Annotated in this window: 17 protein-coding genes; 6 read left to right on the forward strand and 11 right to left on the reverse strand. The window is 61.4% G+C overall.

Features of this window, described 5'->3' with window-relative positions; genetic code table 11:
- Nucleotides 1-70 precede the first annotated feature (70 nt).
- From AB4Z19_RS16175 to AB4Z19_RS16185, 3 genes are all read left to right on the forward strand, one after another.
- The gene (locus tag AB4Z19_RS16175) at nt 71-784 is read left to right on the forward strand and encodes a substrate-binding periplasmic protein (protein WP_442035604.1); all 714 of its coding nucleotides are present in this window, start codon (nt 71-73) and stop codon (nt 782-784) included.
- Nucleotides 785-789: 5 nt separating this feature from the next.
- A complete protein-coding gene (locus tag AB4Z19_RS16180; protein ID WP_442035605.1) occupies nt 790-2292 on the forward strand; it encodes a dipeptidase in 1503 nt (500 codons plus the stop codon).
- Nucleotides 2293-2425: 133 nt separating this feature from the next.
- Nucleotides 2426-3373 (forward strand): TraB/GumN family protein, encoded by a 948-nt coding sequence (locus AB4Z19_RS16185; RefSeq protein WP_442035606.1) that lies wholly within the window; start codon nt 2426-2428, stop codon nt 3371-3373.
- 3 nt (nt 3374-3376) lie between these two features.
- Here AB4Z19_RS16185 and AB4Z19_RS16190 read toward each other — a convergent pair whose 3' ends face one another.
- The 7 genes from AB4Z19_RS16190 to AB4Z19_RS16220 all read right to left on the reverse strand — a co-directional run bounded on the left by AB4Z19_RS16190 (nt 3377) and on the right by AB4Z19_RS16220 (nt 9927).
- Nucleotides 3377-3721, reverse strand: coding sequence for a hypothetical protein (locus AB4Z19_RS16190; protein ID WP_442035607.1), 345 nt, complete (start codon nt 3719-3721; stop codon nt 3377-3379).
- A 307-nt stretch (nt 3722-4028) separates the two neighbouring features.
- The gene (locus AB4Z19_RS16195) at nt 4029-4427 is read right to left on the reverse strand and encodes a VanZ family protein (protein ID WP_442028268.1); all 399 of its coding nucleotides are present in this window, start codon (nt 4425-4427) and stop codon (nt 4029-4031) included.
- A gap of 143 nt (nt 4428-4570) precedes the next feature.
- On the reverse strand, nt 4571-6448 hold the full coding sequence (locus AB4Z19_RS16200; RefSeq protein ID WP_442035608.1) for a methyl-accepting chemotaxis protein: 1878 nt from the start codon (nt 6446-6448) through the stop codon (nt 4571-4573).
- A 214-nt stretch (nt 6449-6662) separates the two neighbouring features.
- The gene (locus AB4Z19_RS16205) at nt 6663-7427 is read right to left on the reverse strand and encodes an SDR family NAD(P)-dependent oxidoreductase (protein ID WP_442028266.1); all 765 of its coding nucleotides are present in this window, start codon (nt 7425-7427) and stop codon (nt 6663-6665) included.
- A 95-nt stretch (nt 7428-7522) separates the two neighbouring features.
- The gene (locus tag AB4Z19_RS16210; protein ID WP_442035609.1) at nt 7523-8047 is read right to left on the reverse strand and encodes a TPM domain-containing protein; all 525 of its coding nucleotides are present in this window, start codon (nt 8045-8047) and stop codon (nt 7523-7525) included.
- Nucleotides 8047-9090, reverse strand: a complete 1044-nt coding sequence (locus AB4Z19_RS16215) for a TPM domain-containing protein (RefSeq protein ID WP_442035662.1) — start codon at nt 9088-9090, stop codon at nt 8047-8049. The genes AB4Z19_RS16210 and AB4Z19_RS16215 overlap by 1 nt, the downstream gene beginning before the upstream one ends.
- A gap of 243 nt (nt 9091-9333) precedes the next feature.
- Nucleotides 9334-9927 carry a LemA family protein gene (locus tag AB4Z19_RS16220; RefSeq protein WP_442027486.1) on the reverse strand — a complete coding sequence of 198 codons (594 nt, stop codon included), beginning with the start codon at nt 9925-9927 and terminating at the stop codon, nt 9334-9336.
- Nucleotides 9928-10049: 122 nt separating this feature from the next.
- On the opposite strand from AB4Z19_RS16220, the gene pyrF reads away from it, so the two are divergent.
- A complete protein-coding gene (gene pyrF, locus AB4Z19_RS16225; RefSeq protein WP_442027488.1) occupies nt 10050-10868 on the forward strand; it encodes an orotidine-5'-phosphate decarboxylase in 819 nt (272 codons plus the stop codon).
- Nucleotides 10869-10949: 81 nt separating this feature from the next.
- Here pyrF and sbcB read toward each other — a convergent pair whose 3' ends face one another.
- The gene (gene sbcB / locus AB4Z19_RS16230; protein ID WP_442035610.1) at nt 10950-12395 is read right to left on the reverse strand and encodes an exodeoxyribonuclease I; all 1446 of its coding nucleotides are present in this window, start codon (nt 12393-12395) and stop codon (nt 10950-10952) included.
- 49 nt (nt 12396-12444) lie between these two features.
- Between sbcB and AB4Z19_RS16235 the strand changes: the two genes are divergently transcribed.
- Complete coding sequence (locus AB4Z19_RS16235) at nt 12445-12981, forward strand: DUF5610 domain-containing protein (RefSeq protein ID WP_442027491.1); 537 nt, start codon at nt 12445-12447, stop codon at nt 12979-12981.
- A gap of 50 nt (nt 12982-13031) precedes the next feature.
- Here the strand turns inward: AB4Z19_RS16235 and AB4Z19_RS16240 are convergent, their stop codons facing one another.
- The gene (locus AB4Z19_RS16240; protein ID WP_442027492.1) at nt 13032-14009 is read right to left on the reverse strand and encodes a diguanylate cyclase; all 978 of its coding nucleotides are present in this window, start codon (nt 14007-14009) and stop codon (nt 13032-13034) included.
- A 98-nt stretch (nt 14010-14107) separates the two neighbouring features.
- On the opposite strand from AB4Z19_RS16240, the gene AB4Z19_RS16245 reads away from it, so the two are divergent.
- Nucleotides 14108-14890: a helical backbone metal receptor gene (locus AB4Z19_RS16245; protein ID WP_442030208.1), complete on the forward strand. Its 783-nt coding sequence runs from the start codon at nt 14108-14110 to the stop codon at nt 14888-14890.
- Here the strand turns inward: AB4Z19_RS16245 and AB4Z19_RS16250 are convergent.
- Nucleotides 14877-15233: an HPF/RaiA family ribosome-associated protein gene (locus tag AB4Z19_RS16250; RefSeq protein WP_442030210.1), complete on the reverse strand. Its 357-nt coding sequence runs from the start codon at nt 15231-15233 to the stop codon at nt 14877-14879. The two genes, AB4Z19_RS16245 and AB4Z19_RS16250, sit on opposite strands and share 14 nt — an antisense overlap.
- Nucleotides 15234-15292: 59 nt before the next feature.
- Entirely contained in the window at nt 15293-15946 is a 654-nt protein-coding gene (locus AB4Z19_RS16255) for a DUF1345 domain-containing protein (protein ID WP_442035611.1), read from the reverse strand.
- Nucleotides 15947-15955 lie beyond the last annotated feature (9 nt).

Here is a 15955-nt window from a genome sequence, read left to right on the forward strand (position 1 = left end):
TGTCAGGGCGTCTACTCACTGTTTCAAGGAAGGCCCTGAAGAGATCAGGGGATTGAGTTACTATCTATTCATGAATGCCTTGCGAACAATATTGCTTGCCATGCTGGCAGCAGGTTCCGTCCATGCCGAGCCGCTGATCGTGCTGGTCGATACCAGCACCGAGATGCCGCTGGCAGATTTTCGCAGGGGGCAGCTGGTGCGGGGCATTACCAAGGATCTGGCCGAAGCACTGGCGCAAAAGATGGGGCGCAAGCTGGAGCTGATGGTCCTGCCGCGCAAGCGCATCGCGATGGCGCTCGATTCGGGGCAGGGCGATATGCTGTGCCTCTATCTGCCGGAATGGTTGCCGGGCCGGTATCAATGGACCCAGCCTTTCTTCCCGCAGGCCGAGCTGCTGCTGACGGCTTTGTCGGCGCCGCCGACGCATAGCCTGGAAGAACTGGCGGGGCGCCGCGTTGGCACCGTGCTGGGTTATCGCTATCCGGAATTTGAACACGTGCTGGGTGCCGGCTTTCTGCGTGACGATGCGCCGACAAACCTGATCAATCTGCGCAAGCTGGCGGCAGGGCGGGTGCAGTATGCAGCAACGATCAAATCGCATTACGATTATCAGCTGAAGCTGGGAGAGCAGATCCGCACCCATCCTCCGCTGTTCATCAAGCAGTACCTGACGCGATGCGCGCTTTCCCACAAGGGGCACGTATCTCTTACCGAAGCCGATGCCGCCATCACGCAGCTGCTGCAAGAAGGTGTCATCAACAAGATCATCACCAACTACCAATAGTGAAAATGCTGAAGAAACTTGCTCTCGTATCGCTCCTCGTAAGCACCGCCTCCCACGCCGCAGCACTTAGCGACGCTGCCACCTCCACCGCCCGCTACGCTCGCAGCACTTACAGCAAGCAGATCGTGGACAGCCTGGCCACCATGGTCAGCTTCAATACCGTGGCCGACCCGAAAGTCGACTTCGACAAGAACCCGCAGCATCTGGGTTTCAAAAAATTCCTGAAAGAGGAAGCTGACCGCCTTGGCTTCGATTACCGCGATGATGGCTACATCGTCGTCATCGGCTACGGCAAAGGCGATGACCGCGTCGGCGTGGTCACGCACGGCGACGTGCAGCCGGTCGATCCATCCAAGTGGAAGCAGTCGCCGTTCAAGCTGGATCGCACCAGCGAGCCAGGCTTGCTGCTGGCGCGCGGCACGGAAGACGACAAAGGCCCCATCGCTACCGCGCTGTATGCGATGAAGGCGATCAAGGACCGCAAGGTGAAGCTGAAGAAGCGTATCGAGCTGTATGTCTATATGGCGGAAGAATCCAACTGGGAACCGCTGGAAGCCTGGCTGAAAACGCACACGCCGCCGCAGGTGAATATCACCCTCGATGCGGAATACCCTGTGGTGATGGCGGAGAAGGGCTGGGGCCTGGTCGGCGTGACGATGCCGCCGGATGCGAAACCGGCTGGCGATGCAAGCGCGCCGCAAATGGTTTCCTACACCGGTGGCTTCTTCGCCAGCCAGATTCCGGAAGATGCACGCGCCACCATCGACAACGCCACGCCGGAGCTGGAAGCACAGATCCGCGCCAAGGCGGAAAAGCAGAAAGGCATGACCTATCAATTCGCCTGGGAAGGCAAGCGCCTGACGGTCACCGGCAAAGGCTATGCCGCGCACTCCTCGAAACCATGGGAAGGCGTGAACGCCATCGCCATGCTGGCCGATGCGCTGGCCGTGCGCGACTGGTCCGGTACGCAAGCCGGCAATATGGTGGACTTCGTGGCCGAGATAGTGGGTACCGGCTTGTATGGTGAGCGCTTCGGCAAGATCGCTTATGAAGATGAGTTCATGGGCAAGATGACGGTGGCGCCGACCACGCTGAAGATGGATGCGGACAAAAACCTCGTCCTCGGCATCAATCTGCGCCGCCCGCGCGGCAAGACCAGTGCGGAACTGGACCAGCAGGTAAAGTCTGCCTTTGATGATTGGTCGAAAAAACGTGGCGTGACCGCGACGGTCAACACGCAGATCGGCGAGCCTTGGGTACAGGACAATGCGCCGCAAATCCCTGTGCTGCTGAACGTGTTTTCCCACTTCACCGGCATCAAGGATGCGAAGCCGATTGCCATTGGCGGCGGCACCAATTCGCGTCTGTTCCCGAGTGCAGTGAGCTTCGGTCCGACCATGCCGGGCAAAGTGTATTCGGGCCACTCCGAGCACGAGTTCATCACGGAGAAACAGCTCCTGCTGAATCTTGAAATGTACACAGCAGTCCTTGTCGAACTGGCACGCTGATTTTTCCTGACCGCAAAAAAGCGGTTTCATCTCATCTGCATTTGATTTACCATGGGCAATAAGGACTTCCGCAACGGAAGTCCTCAGCCCATGCCTGGCTGCATCTCAGGCATCACGTATCGCTGAGACTTGCATGCTGCGCAAACTTGCCTTTCTGCTCTCCGTCGTCCTTCCCTGGACCGCCCACGCTATGGACATGAGTATTCCGCCGGGGCCTTCCTCCGGCATGGCCGACTTCGTCTCGGCTTCCCAAGAAACCCCGCGCCGCGGTGCGCTGTTCCGCGTCAGCCATGATGGCAAGACCGGTTATCTGTTCGGCACCATCCACGTGGGTAAGCAAAACTTTTTCCCCTTGCCGCCGGAAGTGACCAGCGCTCTGGCCAATTCCAGCGCGCTGGTGCTGGAGCTGGACGTGCGCGCCGCCGCACCCTTCCAGAAAGCGTTGGCGAAATATGGCTACTATCCGGCTGGACAAACCATCCGCGATCATCTGTCGCCTGCGGCGCTGAAAACGCTGGACCGTGCGCTGGCCCGCGCCGGCTTGTCGATGAAGGATATTGAACAATACCGCCCGTGGCTGGTGGCGAATATCCTGGTCGGCCAGGAAATCGAGAAGAGCGGTTTCCAGCGCAGCAATGGTGTGGAAGGCTACCTGCTGCAAGCGGCTGCGCGCGAAAAGAAACCGCTGCGCGAACTGGAGACGGCCGATTATCAACTGAGCTTGTTCGCCACGCTGAGCGACGCCCAGCAGGAAGCGTATTTGCTGGAGAACATCGCCGAGATCTATAACGGCAAGGCGCTGAAAAAATCCGCCGGCCTGATTGAAGCCTGGGGCACGGCCGATGCACCGCGCATCGCTGAACTGGCACATGAACTGACCACGGGCGATTCGGTGTCCGCCACCTTCATGGACCGCACGCTGCTGGGCAAACGCAACCCTGAGATGGCGGACCACATCGGCGCCATGATGGACAGCGGCGGCACGCCGTTTGTCGGCATCGGCCTGCTGCATCTGGTCGGCAGCAAGGGTGTGCCTGCGCTGTTGAAGCAGCGCGGCTACGAAGTCGAGCAGCTGTACTAAGCTTTACTGCATCGGCGCAATCTGGCCGTTGCGGTAGCTCACCCGGTCGCCCGGTTTATAGCTGGGCATGCCGTTGACGGTATGGATCTCGGTCGTGCCGTCATCCTTGCGCAGTGTGACGCGATAGGCTTTGGTCGGCGATGAGCCCGACGAGCCTGCTGCCATTGCACCGCTGGCGCCGCCGGCTGCCATGCTGATGTCCGTTGCCGGTTCGATCAAGACCACTTCGCCATTCCACTGGTCCGCCGGTGATGCGGTAGCAGCCGTGTTGTAGCTGCTGCCGCTGTTCATGCCCGTTTCGGCACATGCTGCCAGCGCCAGGCAGAGAATCATCATTGTCGTCTTCATTTCTACCTCCATTGCGGGAGAGTAGAGTGTAGGACGCTCGACGAATGAAGGGCGCACGCGCGGAAGGCCCTTTGATCCACATCAAACTGTCGGCAAAACGCCAAGAGATAATTGGCCTTCAAGAAATCTTTGGGGCCCGACATGCAGGAACGCAGGACTGAGACAGTCATCTCCGAATTAACGGAAGCAACACTCGGCAAGGAAGTAGACGCACGCGACCGCCATGTATTTCGCCAGGCCTTACACGGGCTCGTCAGGATCGGAACAGCTGCTGGATATGCGGCGCGATACGGATCTCGCGACCGGTTCAGGCGGTCCGAACCCGGCGCGTGGTCCAGAGCAGCCACATGAAGCCGGAGGTTAGCAGCGCGGCCGTGCAATCGATCATCCAGTCGTGGATGTCCGCGTGGCGGTAGGTCCAGAAGCTCTGCACGAATTCATCCAGCGCACCCATTACGGCAATATGCAGCACGGCTTTTACTGCGCGCTGCGCCGGCGTGCCGCTGCAGCCGGTAAAAATCAGGAAAGCCAGGCCTGCATAAGCGCAGCCATGCAGCACCAGGCCAGTGGCCCACACGCCGACCTCCGCGCGCGCTCCTGGAATCGATCCGATGATCACGATCAGCAGGAACAATACGATGGCGCTCCAATAGCGCAGGCGGGCGTGGGATGGCGTCAGCAGGAGCTGGTAGAGGAAATTCAACATGCGGGGGAATGTACCACGGAATCGGGTGCGCCGGATGGGCTCCGGCGCACCACTTCTGCCACCGTGCATATCGGTTGCATGTGCAGCAGATGTGGCCAGTATAGGCAGCATGTATTACGGCTTCATGACACAGCGCAAGCGCATCACACTTTAAAAAACGCGACTGTGGCAAGCAGGATTTCGGACTGGCTGTTCAATTCTTCCGCGGTTGCTGCCAGCTCTTCGGCCGCTGCGGCATTGCGCTGGGTGGCCTGGCTCAGTTCATTCATGGCCTGGCTGATCTGGCCGGCGCCAGCGCTTTGCTCGCGCGAAGCGGCGCTGATTTCCTGTACCAGATCGGCAGTCCGGCGAATGCCCGGCACAATTTCCTTCAACAGGGAGCCGGCGCGCTCGGCCACGGCCACGCTGTTCTGCGCCACTTCGCCAATCTCCTGCGCGGCGACCTGACTGCGCTCGGCCAGCTTGCGCACTTCGGCGGCCACCACGGCGAAGCCTTTGCCATGCTCTCCTGCGCGCGCTGCTTCAATGGCGGCGTTGAGTGCCAGCAGATTGGTTTGATAGGCGATGTCGTCGATGATGACGATCTCACGCGCGATGCGGCGCATGGCGGTCAGCGTTTGCGCGACCGCCTCGCCGCCATCTTCGGCATAGTTCGCGACGCGCGTAGCCGTGTCGCCGGTTACGCGGGCGTTGTCGGAATTCTGCGCGATGGAGGCCGTCATTTCTTCCACCGATGCGCTGGTTTCTTCCACGCTCGATGCCTGCTCGTTGGAACTCTGGCTCAAGCCCTGTGCCGTGGCATTCGCTTGCGCGGCAGCCACCGACAATTCGTCCGCTGCCTTGCGCACTTCGCCAACTGTCTGTGCCAGCCGTTCAGCCATCGCATGCAGTGCGAATGTGAGGCTGTCGCTGTCCTTACGATGCAATGAAATGCGCTGCGTCAGGTCGCCGTTGGCGATGTGTGTCAGGGCGTTGCTGACGTCGCGTGGCTCGCCGCCGATTTGCTTGATCAGATGATGACTGATGGTCCACCCGGCAATGGCGGCCAGCGCTGCCAGCAGGGCGATGCTGGCGGCCAGGCGGTAGCGCGTGGAGTGCTGTGCGACGAGGCGCTTATCGATGCTGGCGCGCAGATCGCGCATGGATTCGTGCGCGGCGGCGAACTGCGAGTCGATGGCGCGTGTGGCGAAAGCGAGGTACTCCGGCGCCGGCAGATCGGGCTTGTCGGTGGTGGCGATGCGTGTACGCGCCAGCTCGGCGGCGTCCTTACCCATCTGGATGGCGGTGCTGACATCGTCGTCCAGGTTCTTGCGCAGGGAAGGACCGGCCGCATACGCCTTGCCGAAGGTGCGCTCAGCGGCCGCGCCCGAAGCCAGTGCTTTCATGATCAGGCTGTACATGATGGCGCGGCCTTCGATATCGATATGGCCGGCGGCGAGATAGCCGGCACCACGGGCGCGCATCTCGCCCAGGTCTTCGGCAGCGCGCGGCAGATCAAAGTAGATGGCGCGCATCAGGTAGTAGCTGTCCGGTTCGGGATCGAGCGAGAGCCCGTATTCATCGGCCAGCTGCTCGATGAACAGCAGAATGAATTCGCATTGCGCAGTGTGGCGCTGGTAGCTTTGCAGGGTGGTGATGCTGCGCGCGGAAACGTCATGCGCCAGACTGTTCCAATCCTCGCGAATCTGGCCGAACATATTGGCGGACTTCCCTCGCCGCAGCAGGCCGGCCATATCGGTCAGCACGCGCTCGACTTCGGCCTGTTTGGCGGCACGCTGGTCCGCCAGCTGGCTGCCGCCGATGAAGGCGGCGGAAAGGCCGCGGTGCTGCTGGATCATCTGGAGCAGGCGCAAGGCCTGTTCGCCGGGTTTCAGGCCGGCTTGCTCGGTGGCGGACTGGGCAATGGCTTTGTGATTCTCGCGCAGGAAGAGCCAGGTGGGCGGAACGAGCAGCATCACGCCGATCAGGCCGAGCAGCAGAAAGCGCTGCCACAATTTCATCCGGTTCAGCACAGAGTTCACCACGTTCTCCGAAGCCCGTTTCGTTAGCATTATGCAACGGAAGAGCTGAAACCAGTGCACTGCTGTGGTGCACAGATAAAAAAAAGCCCGCTGTTTTAGCGGGCTTAAACTATTTTCTTGGAGGAGAATAGTGGAGACATGTGCAATTATGGTGCATTGCAGAATATATGTCTAATTTCTGTTTTCCATATGGGAAATAAATATTTCGTATATCTCACTCTTTGACGGGAACCGTGTAGTTGAGGGCCATACGGCCGCCATCGACGAATAGCGTCTGGCCCGTCATGTAGCTGGCGTCGTCGCTGGCGAGGAAGGCGGCGATCGATGCCACCTCTTCCGGCTCGCCGCAACGCCCCAAAGGAGTGCGTGACAGGATGGTGTGGCGCGCTTCCGGGCTGGCCAGCACTGCCTGCTTGGCCAGTTCGGTCAGAATGGTGCCCGGGCCAATGCCGTTGACGCGGATGCCATACGGCGCCAGGTTGAGTGACATGACCTTGGTCAGCTGGTTGATGCCGCCTTTGGACACCACATATGGCACCTGGTCGGGAATCGCCAGTTCCGAGTTCACGCTTGACATATTGATAATGCAGCCGCTTTGCTGCCTGACCATTTCGCGCGCGGCGGCCTGGCTGCACAGGAACATGGATTTCAGGTTGATGCCCAGCACGCGGTCGAAGTCTTCTTCGGTGAGGTCCAGGAAGCTAGCTTTGTGGGTGACGCCGGCGTTGTTGATGAGGATGTCGACGCGGCCGAATTCCTTGACGGTGGCGGCGACCATTGCGTCCACGTCGGCTTTGTGGCTGACGTCGGCAGCGAAGAAGCGTGCCTGGTCGCCCAGCGCTTCAGCGGCTTGCTGGCCTTCCGGCTTGATGTCCACCAGCATCACCTTGGCGCCTTCCGCGATCAGGCGCTTGGCGCAGGCGAGGCCGATACCTTGGGTGGCGCCGGTGACGATGGCGATTTTATTATGTAATTTCATGTCCGTTGTACGGCGGGTCAATGACCCGCCCTACGATGGTCGTAGGGCGGATCATTGATCCGCCATTGCGTGATTAGTGAGAACGCAATTTTATCTCACAGGATCACGGCTTCATCGGGCAACTGGTTGGGCCTTGAACCGCCGGCAGGGTAGTGGCGGGCGAGCAGGGTGTTCAACTGCTCCAGCGCGGACAGGGTGCTGTTGTGGAATTCGCCTTGCGCGAAGCCCTGAGTCATGGTGCTGCAGATGGTTTGCCATTCGGTGTCCGCGATCAGACGGCCGACATGGCGGTCGGCCACGATGTCGACGGCACGTTCGGCGATGTTCACGTAGATCAGGACACCGCAGTTTTCCTCGGTGTCCCACACGCCGTATTGCGCGAACAGCATACGCGCGCGCTCGCGGTTGGCCAGATTGTGGAAGGCATGGCTGGCGCTCAGCGCGGCTTCTACGATCAACCTTACTTCAGCGCGGTGGCGTTGCTCGCCTTGCGTGATGGCTTGCTGGATCGCCTTCAGCGTGTCCGGCGGAAAGGCGCGCTTGCCCAGGCTGGTGCTGGTGAAGGTGTGGCGCAGCGCGCGCCGGATTCGTCCTGTCATCGTGTTCGGCATCGCGCCCATTACCAGTCTCCCGAGGCGCCACCGCCGTCAAATGTGCCGCCGCCACCGCCACTGAAACCGCCGCCGCCTCCACCGAAACCCCCACCGCCAAAACCGCCGCCGCCCTGGCCCCAGCTGCGGCCTGCGTTACCTAGCGCATTCCCCAGCGCTGCGCCAATCAGCACGCCGCTCGCATTGCTGCCCCATCCTCCACGCCCCAGACTGCTCGACCGCCCGCGCCCGCGCAGCAGGAAGAAGCCGGCGCCGATGATCACCAGCGGCACCAGCCAGCCAAACCCACCGCCGCCACTTTGCGCCGGGCTGGCGTGGTTGCGGCTGGCGCGGGGCGCTTCGTTGCTGCCTGCGGCTGCGCGTGGTGGTGGGGTGGCGCCTCCGATCGCGCCGGCGCCGGCGGCGTCGGCCATGCGGCCGAGGCCAGCGGTACCGCTCGCGCCGGGCGTTGCGTCCACGTCAGCGGCGCCTGCGGTGGATGGCGCCCCGGACGACGCGCCTGCCGGCGCGCCGGCGCGGTTGGCGGCGCCCGCAGGCGCTGGCAAGTGTTCCTTGTCGATCAAGGTCTGAATCGCGCTGACGCCTGCTACAAGCCCGCCATACCAGTCGCTCTGGCGGAAATGCGGCGCAATCACATCCTGCAAAACGCGTTTGGATTGTGCGTCGGTCAGGGAGCCCTGCACGCCGCGACCCGACTCAATACGCAAGCGGCGCAAGGACGAAGGATTGTCCTTGGCGACCAGCAGCAGCACGCCATCAGCAATACCCTTGCGCCCCAGCTTCCAGGCCTCGGCCACGCGGATGCTGTACTGCTCAATCGCCTCCGGCGCAGTGCTGGATACCAGCAGCACCGCAATCTGGCTGCCCGAGCGCGCTTCGTAATCGGCCAGCACACCCTCCAGCGCGCTGCGCTGCTGGGTGGTCAGCATGCCTATCTGGTCGGTAACGCGTGCGGAGTAGGGCGGCACGGCGACGAAGCCGTCCGAACCAACGGCAGCGCGGGCAAGAGACACGGCCAGCAGCAGAAACAGTACAACCACAATCGCCAGCATCATCCGTGCAATCGGCGAGCGCAAGGGGCCGCCGCCGCGTAAGGACGCCAGCACCTGCGCGCGCCGCGAGCGCCGCCAGGCGTTGCGGTCGCGGCGTGAACTGCTGCGATCCAGCAGGGGATCGGTCAGTGCCTCGGCTTCGCGCTCCTCAGCCTTGCCTCCCCCTCGCGCACGCCAGCTCGCGCGCGCATCGGATGGATCGCGGTCAGGAGGAGAGGGCGAAGTCGCCATGACGAAAACTCCTTACTTCTTGCCGAAGTCCACAGTCGGTGCAGTCGAGATGGACTTCTCATTCTCAACCTGGAAGCTCGGCTTGATGTCGTAACCGAACATCTTGGCCGTCAGATTATTGGGGAAGCGCCGCGCGAAGGTGTTGTAGTCCTGGACCGCTGCAATATAGCGCTGCCGTGCCACCGTGATGCGATTTTCCGTGCCCTCAAGCTGGGACTGCAGATCGCGGAAGCTGGTATCCGCCTTCAGGTCCGGATAGCGCTCCGACACGGCCATGAGCCGCGACAGGGCCGACGTCAGTTCGCCTTGCGCCTGCTGGAACTTCTGGAAAGCCGCGGGATTGTTCAGCACTTCCGGCGTCACCTGAATGCTGGTGGCCTGGGCGCGCGCCTTGGTCACCGCCTCCAGCGTTTCGCGCTCGTGCGTGGCATAGCCTTTGACCGTGTTGACGAGATTGGGAATCAGGTCGGCCCGGCGCTGGTACTGATTGACCACCTCGCCCCAGGCGGCCTTCACCGATTCGTCCTTGCCCTGGAATTCGTTATAGCCGCAACCCGACAGTGCTACCGCCAGCAGGGCTGCCACAAGCCACTGAAAGATACGCATGGTCGCTCCCGAAGTTTTATTATCGGAATATACACGCAAAGCAGGGTTCGCCGGTGTGCGGTGAGGCACATAGCGTGCAAGCTATAATGTAGGGTTTGCGTAAAAAAATTAAAGGGCTAGCCATGACATTCATCCAAAAACTGACCGCCGCCTGGGAAACCAATCATTCGCTGCTGTGTGTCGGACTCGATCCCGACATGGCCCGCCTGCCTGCCCAGTTCCAGAACGATCCGAACGGAATTTACAAGTTCTGCACCGAGATCATCGACGCCACTGCCGATCTGGCCTGCGCCTTCAAGCCGCAGATCGCCTACTTCGCGGCACTCAGCGCCGAGCGCCAGCTGGAAGAGATCTGCGCTTATGCGCGTGAGAACTACCCGCACATCCCACTGATCCTGGACTCCAAGCGCGGCGACATCGGCGCCACCGCCAAGCAGTACGCACGCGAAGCTTACGATCGCTACGGCGCGGATGCCGTGACCGTCAGCCCTTACATGGGTTCCGACTCGGTTGAGCCTTATATGGAATGGACGGACCGCGGCGTGATCGTGCTGTGCCGCACCTCGAATCCGGGTGGTTCGGATCTGCAGTTCCTGCAGGTGGATGGCAAGCCGCTGTATCAGCACGTGGCGCGTCTGGTGGCCGAAAAATGGAATGCGAACGGCCAGTGTGCGCTGGTCGTCGGCGCGACCTTCCCGGAAGAGCTGGCGCAGGTACGCGCGATTGTGGGCGATATGCCGCTGCTGGTGCCGGGCGTCGGCGCGCAGGGCGGCGATGTGGAAGCGACCGTGAAGTCGGGCCGCACGGCCAATGGCACGGGGATGATGATTAACTCGTCCCGCGCGATTTTGTACGCGCCGCAGCAGGCGGGTGAGGATTTTGCCGCTGCCGCGCGCCGCGTCGCACAGGAAACTCGCGACGCAATCAACCAGTACCGATAGTGCTGCGAGCGGCGGATCGATGATCCGCCCTACGCGTCGTTTCGAAGCCTGGTAGGGCGGGTCATTCGACCCGCCGTGCCCTTAGTAGCGCTCCGGCGCGATCATTTCGACGTAGTCGTACAGCGCGGCCAGGATTTGTTCACCGCGCTCGTCGGCTTCCCCTTGCAGCTGGTCGATCTCTGCAAACAGATCATCCACCGTGCGCGCACCGCCCGCGCCATCGTACAGGCGTGCGGCGCGATGCTCTTCCCAGTGCTGCATTTCCTCTTCTGTGAGCGTTTGCGGGAAATTGCGTGCGCGGTAGCGGAACAGCAGCTCGCCTAAACGCTCATCCGAGAAATGCGGCGAAGCCGTAGCCAGCTTGGCCGGTGGCTCGCGGCGCAGCGATTCCAGCAAACGGCGGTCGCCATTGCCGACAAAGCCGCCGTACAGGTCCTCATCCACATCCGCCGGCTCGCCGGCAGGACGATGGAACACTTCTTCCCAGATCGCCGTCATATCGCGTCCCGCGGCGGCATAGCGCGCGTATTCGTGTCCCAGTTCCAGATCGATGCCCCAGCGCTGCGCCATTTCCGGACGCAGCGTCTTTAGGTTGGACACCAGCATTGGCGACTTGTTGAGGTGAATGCTCTTGATCGGCAAGCGCGTCATGCCTTCAGGCAGCGCTTCGGCACGGGTGAACAGGCGGGTGCGGATGGTGTCGGCATCCAGCTCGAACAGCTCGCGCGGATCGTAAGTGCAATCCCACACCAGCAGCTCGTTCTTGTTGGTCGGATGTCCCGCCAGCGGCCACACCAGGGCCAGGCAGCCGCGCTCGGCCGGGAACATGCCGGATACGTGCAGGAAAGGCTGGCGCAGCGCCGGCGCCACGTGCATGCCGATCTCGTCGGCCACGCGTTCTTTCTTGTGCAGCGCCAGGCAGAAATCGAACAGACGCGGATTTTTCTGGCGGATCAGGCGGGCCAGCGCAATGGTGGCGCGCACGTCCGACAGCGCATCGTGCGCCGCTTCGTGCACCAGACCGTTAGCCTTGGTCAGGTGTTCAAGCTTGAAGCTTGGTTTGCCGTTATCATGGGTAGGCCACTCGATGCCTTCGGGGCGCAGGGCGTAAGTCATCCGTACCACGTCCAGCAAGTCCCAGCGGCCGCACTGGTTTTGCCATTCGCGGGCGTAAGGATCGATCAGGTTGCGCCAGAAAAGGAAGCGCGTGACTTCATCGTCGAAGCGGATCGTGTTGTAACCGACGCCAATGGTGCCGGGCTCGGAAAAGGCTTTCTCGATGGTGGCCGCAAACTGATGTTCGGGCACACCTTGCTCCAGGCACTGCTGGGGCGTGATGCCGGTGATCAGGCAGGCGACCGGGTCCGGCAGGAAGTCGTTGGCGGGCTGACAGAACAGCATGATCGGCTCGCCAATTTCGTTCAGTTCCGCGTCGGTGCGGATGGCGGCGAACTGGGCTGGACGGTCGCGGCGCGGAACGGCGCCAAAGGTTTCATAGTCGTGCCAAAGGAAGGTGTGGTTACTCATGGTGCGGTGAAGAATTCTCGTTACCGAATGCTGAGGCAAGGAGGTTATTGTGTCAAATCCAGTTTCCCTCAATACGCGCACGACGCCCGCTCAGACCAATACGGATACCCAGGTCAACACGGCGCAAAAGGCGAAGATGCAGCTGAATGTGTCGATCTTGCAGCAATCGGCCTCGATCTCCCTGAATTCTTCCAGCGATCCGCTGTCGCTGGTGTACAAGTCGGCGATCAATAGCATCAACGAGCAGCTGCAATCCGATTTCGGACCGGATGCGATTCAAAACGCCATGGGGCAGGACAATACGCCGGATGGCACGGCGGGGCGTATTGTGTCGATGACAACCGCTTTCTTCAGCGCGTTCAAGGACCAGCACCCCGGCATGGAAGGCGACGAAGCGCTCAGCAAGTTCATGGATACCATCAAGAGCGGCGTGGAAAAAGGCTTCAGCGAGGCGCGCGATATTCTCAAAGGCTTGAATGTGCTGGGCGGGGATATCGCGTCGAATATCGACAAGACCTATGACCTGGTCATGAAGGGCTTCGACGATTTCGCCAAAGCGCAGACACCGTCAACCGACAATGCATAAAGCCGGCGGGTCAATGACCCGCCCTACGCGCACTGCGGTCGCGGGGTCCGTCATGGGCCGCCGTGGACCGCGACGCGGTTGCGGCCGGCTTCCTTGGCGCGGTAGAGCGCTGCGTCCGCATTGGCGATCAGCGCATGATCGTCCTGCCCGTTCTCCAGGCTCGCCACCCCAAATGAGGCCGTGATATGCGGCAGCGGCAAGCGCATGTCGCGGAACACGATCGCCCTCTGCATGCGTTCGCACAGGCGCTCGGCAACGGAAATAGCGACATTCTCCGGCGTATCCGGCAGCACCACCATCATCTCCTCGCCACCGTAGCGCACCGCATAATCCGTGGGACGCAGCGCGCCGCTCAGCACGCCCGCAGCGGTGCGAAGCGCCTGATCGCCCTGCAAGTGCCCGTGCGAATCGTTGAAGCGCTTGAAGTGGTCGATATCCAGCATGATCAGCGACAGCGGCGATTGCGTGTCGTGCGCCGTGGCGATCAGGCTGGGCAGCAGGTCGTTGAGCCAGGCGCGGTTGTAAAGACTGGTGAGGCCATCCACCATCGACAGCTGGCGATAGAACTCCCCCAGTTTCTGGCGCCGCCGCAACTGGGCATTGGCGGCGCGGATGCGGAAGGACAGCATGCGCAGCAGATTGCGCGCCACGCCATTGCAGGAATCGATCAACTGCCACACCAGATCCGCTTCCAGCAGCAACAGTTCGCTGGGCTCCAGCGCGGTGATGTGCTGCAGACTGGCTTCCTCGTCCAGCACCGACTGCTCGCCCACGCTTTCACCCGGCAGGACCTTGCTGACGGTGCCATCGTTCATGCCGGTGCGCGTGTCGGCAGCGACCGTGAGCGCGCCGCGCAGCACGATGTAGAGCCGCGCGCGCTGCGGATCGGATACGGTTTCGCCTTCCTCGACCTGCATGACAGGGCAGCCCGCCAGCAGGGGCAAGACCTCGGCTTCGTCCGTGTCGCGGAAGAGCTGCAGGTCGCGGATCGTATGGGAAGAGGCGCCGAAGTTGCTGATCAGTTTCAAGATGGACTTCCGTACTGCGGGGTGGACAGGAGACAATGATAGCGCACTCGCTGTCGAGTGTGTTTCAATAACGCCATGAATGTTTGTTTCCTTGCACTATGACTTTTACTGACGTCCTTGGCCAGCAACACGCTGCCGCGCCTGATGCGCGCATCGTCTCGCTGGTGCCTTCCATTACCGAGCTGCTGTGCGACCTGGGCCTGGCGCCGCAACTTGTCGGCCGCACCGGCTTTTGCATCCATCCGGAACAGCTTGTACGCACGATCCCGAAAGTGGGCGGCACCAAGGACGTTAACATCGAGAAGATCCGCAAGCTGGCGCCGACCCACCTGGTGGTGAACATCGACGAGAACGAGAAGCCAACCGTCGACAAGCTAGCGGAATTTGTGCCGAACATCGTGGTCACGCATCCCATCACGCCGCGCGACAATATCGCGCTGGCCCAGCTGATGGGCGGCGTGTTCTGCGCCCGGCAGAAGGCAGACGATTGGTGCGCAGCATTCGCACGTGAACTCGCCGCGCTGGAAGCAGCGCCAAAAGGCGCGCCGCAGCGCGTGCTCTACTGCATCTGGCAGGACCCGTGGATGACTGTTTCGCGCGAGACGTACATTGCGCACATGCTGGCGCTGATTGGCTGGACGATTCCCGAACTGGGCGACGCACGTTATCCGAGCTTCAAATGGTCGGATGCATTGGTGGGGCAGATTGATCAGGTGCTGCTGTCGACGGAACCGTATCGCTTCAACGAGGAGCACGCAGACGCGCTCGAAAAGCAGATCGGCAAACCGGTACAGCTGGTGGACGGCGAGATGATGTCCTGGTACGGCAGCCGCGCACTGCGCGGCGTGCAGTACCTCAGGACATTAATTACTCCTCAGTAGTAGTGAACTCAGGCTGGGCGGCGTGGCGCTTGCTGTCTTGCAGGCGTCCCAGTGCGCTGTCGATTGCGCGCTGCAGTTTATCCGCCGCGCCATTGATGGATTGATGCAGGGTGGCATCGTGGTCGCTGACGGCGATAGGCTGGTAGCCATTCACACGCGCTTCCATCATGCAGCGGATATCGCCGTCTGCAGATTTCTTCGCATTGTTTTCGCTGAGGTGGACTTCGACGCGGCTGATGTGTTCGCCGAACCGGTGAAGCGCGGCTTGCACCACTTGGTGTACGTGGTCGTCAAGGCCGGCATGACGTTCGATGGTTTTATCGGTGTTCACATTGATTTGCATATGCTGCTCCCGTTTGTTCATCAAAGCGCGTTCTCACGCGATTCCATCCTACTCCTTTCTCAGGTATTCAGCAAAGAGGCTGCAATATTGACGAAGAGCCCCAATATCAGCAGATTGAAGAAGAAGCTCAGCACCGACTGGCCCAGCACCAGCTTGCGCAAATCGCTCGATTGCACGCAGACATCGGATGTTTGCGCGGCCACGGCGATCGTAAAAGAGAAGTACAGGAAGTCCCAGTAATCCGGCTGTTCGCTGCCGGGTACTTGCAGCGGTTTTTGCTGGTCGGCCTGATAGTACAGGTGGGCGTAGTGCACGCAGAACAGCACGCCGAGCAGGAACCATGAGCCGAGCAGGGTCGCCATCACGAAGATGTAATGCAGGCCGCGCGTTGCCGCGGGCAGGTCGTGCATCGCCACCAGCTCCGTGGTGATGGCGGCGGCGCTCATGACGATGGCGACGGTCAGGCTGGCGAGGATGACGGCGCCTTTCTCGTCCTGCCGCGCGGCCATGCGCTTTACGGTGTGGTGATCGGCGCGCATCATCATCCACGCCATCGTAATCAGGTAGAACCAGACGCCGATATTCCACGCGGTCAGCGCGCGTGTGAGGTAGGACCAGCTGTCGGGAAGGAGCAGGCTCGCCGCACCGCCCAGCACGACGGCCAGGCTTAGGTGGGGACGGCTGCGAATGAAGTAGTGGGCGGGTTTTTTCATTGCCGCCCA

Origin of the sequence: Pseudoduganella sp. RAF19 (assembly GCF_052114165.1) — a bacterium.
Lineage (GTDB): Bacteria > Pseudomonadota > Gammaproteobacteria > Burkholderiales > Burkholderiaceae_D > Rugamonas.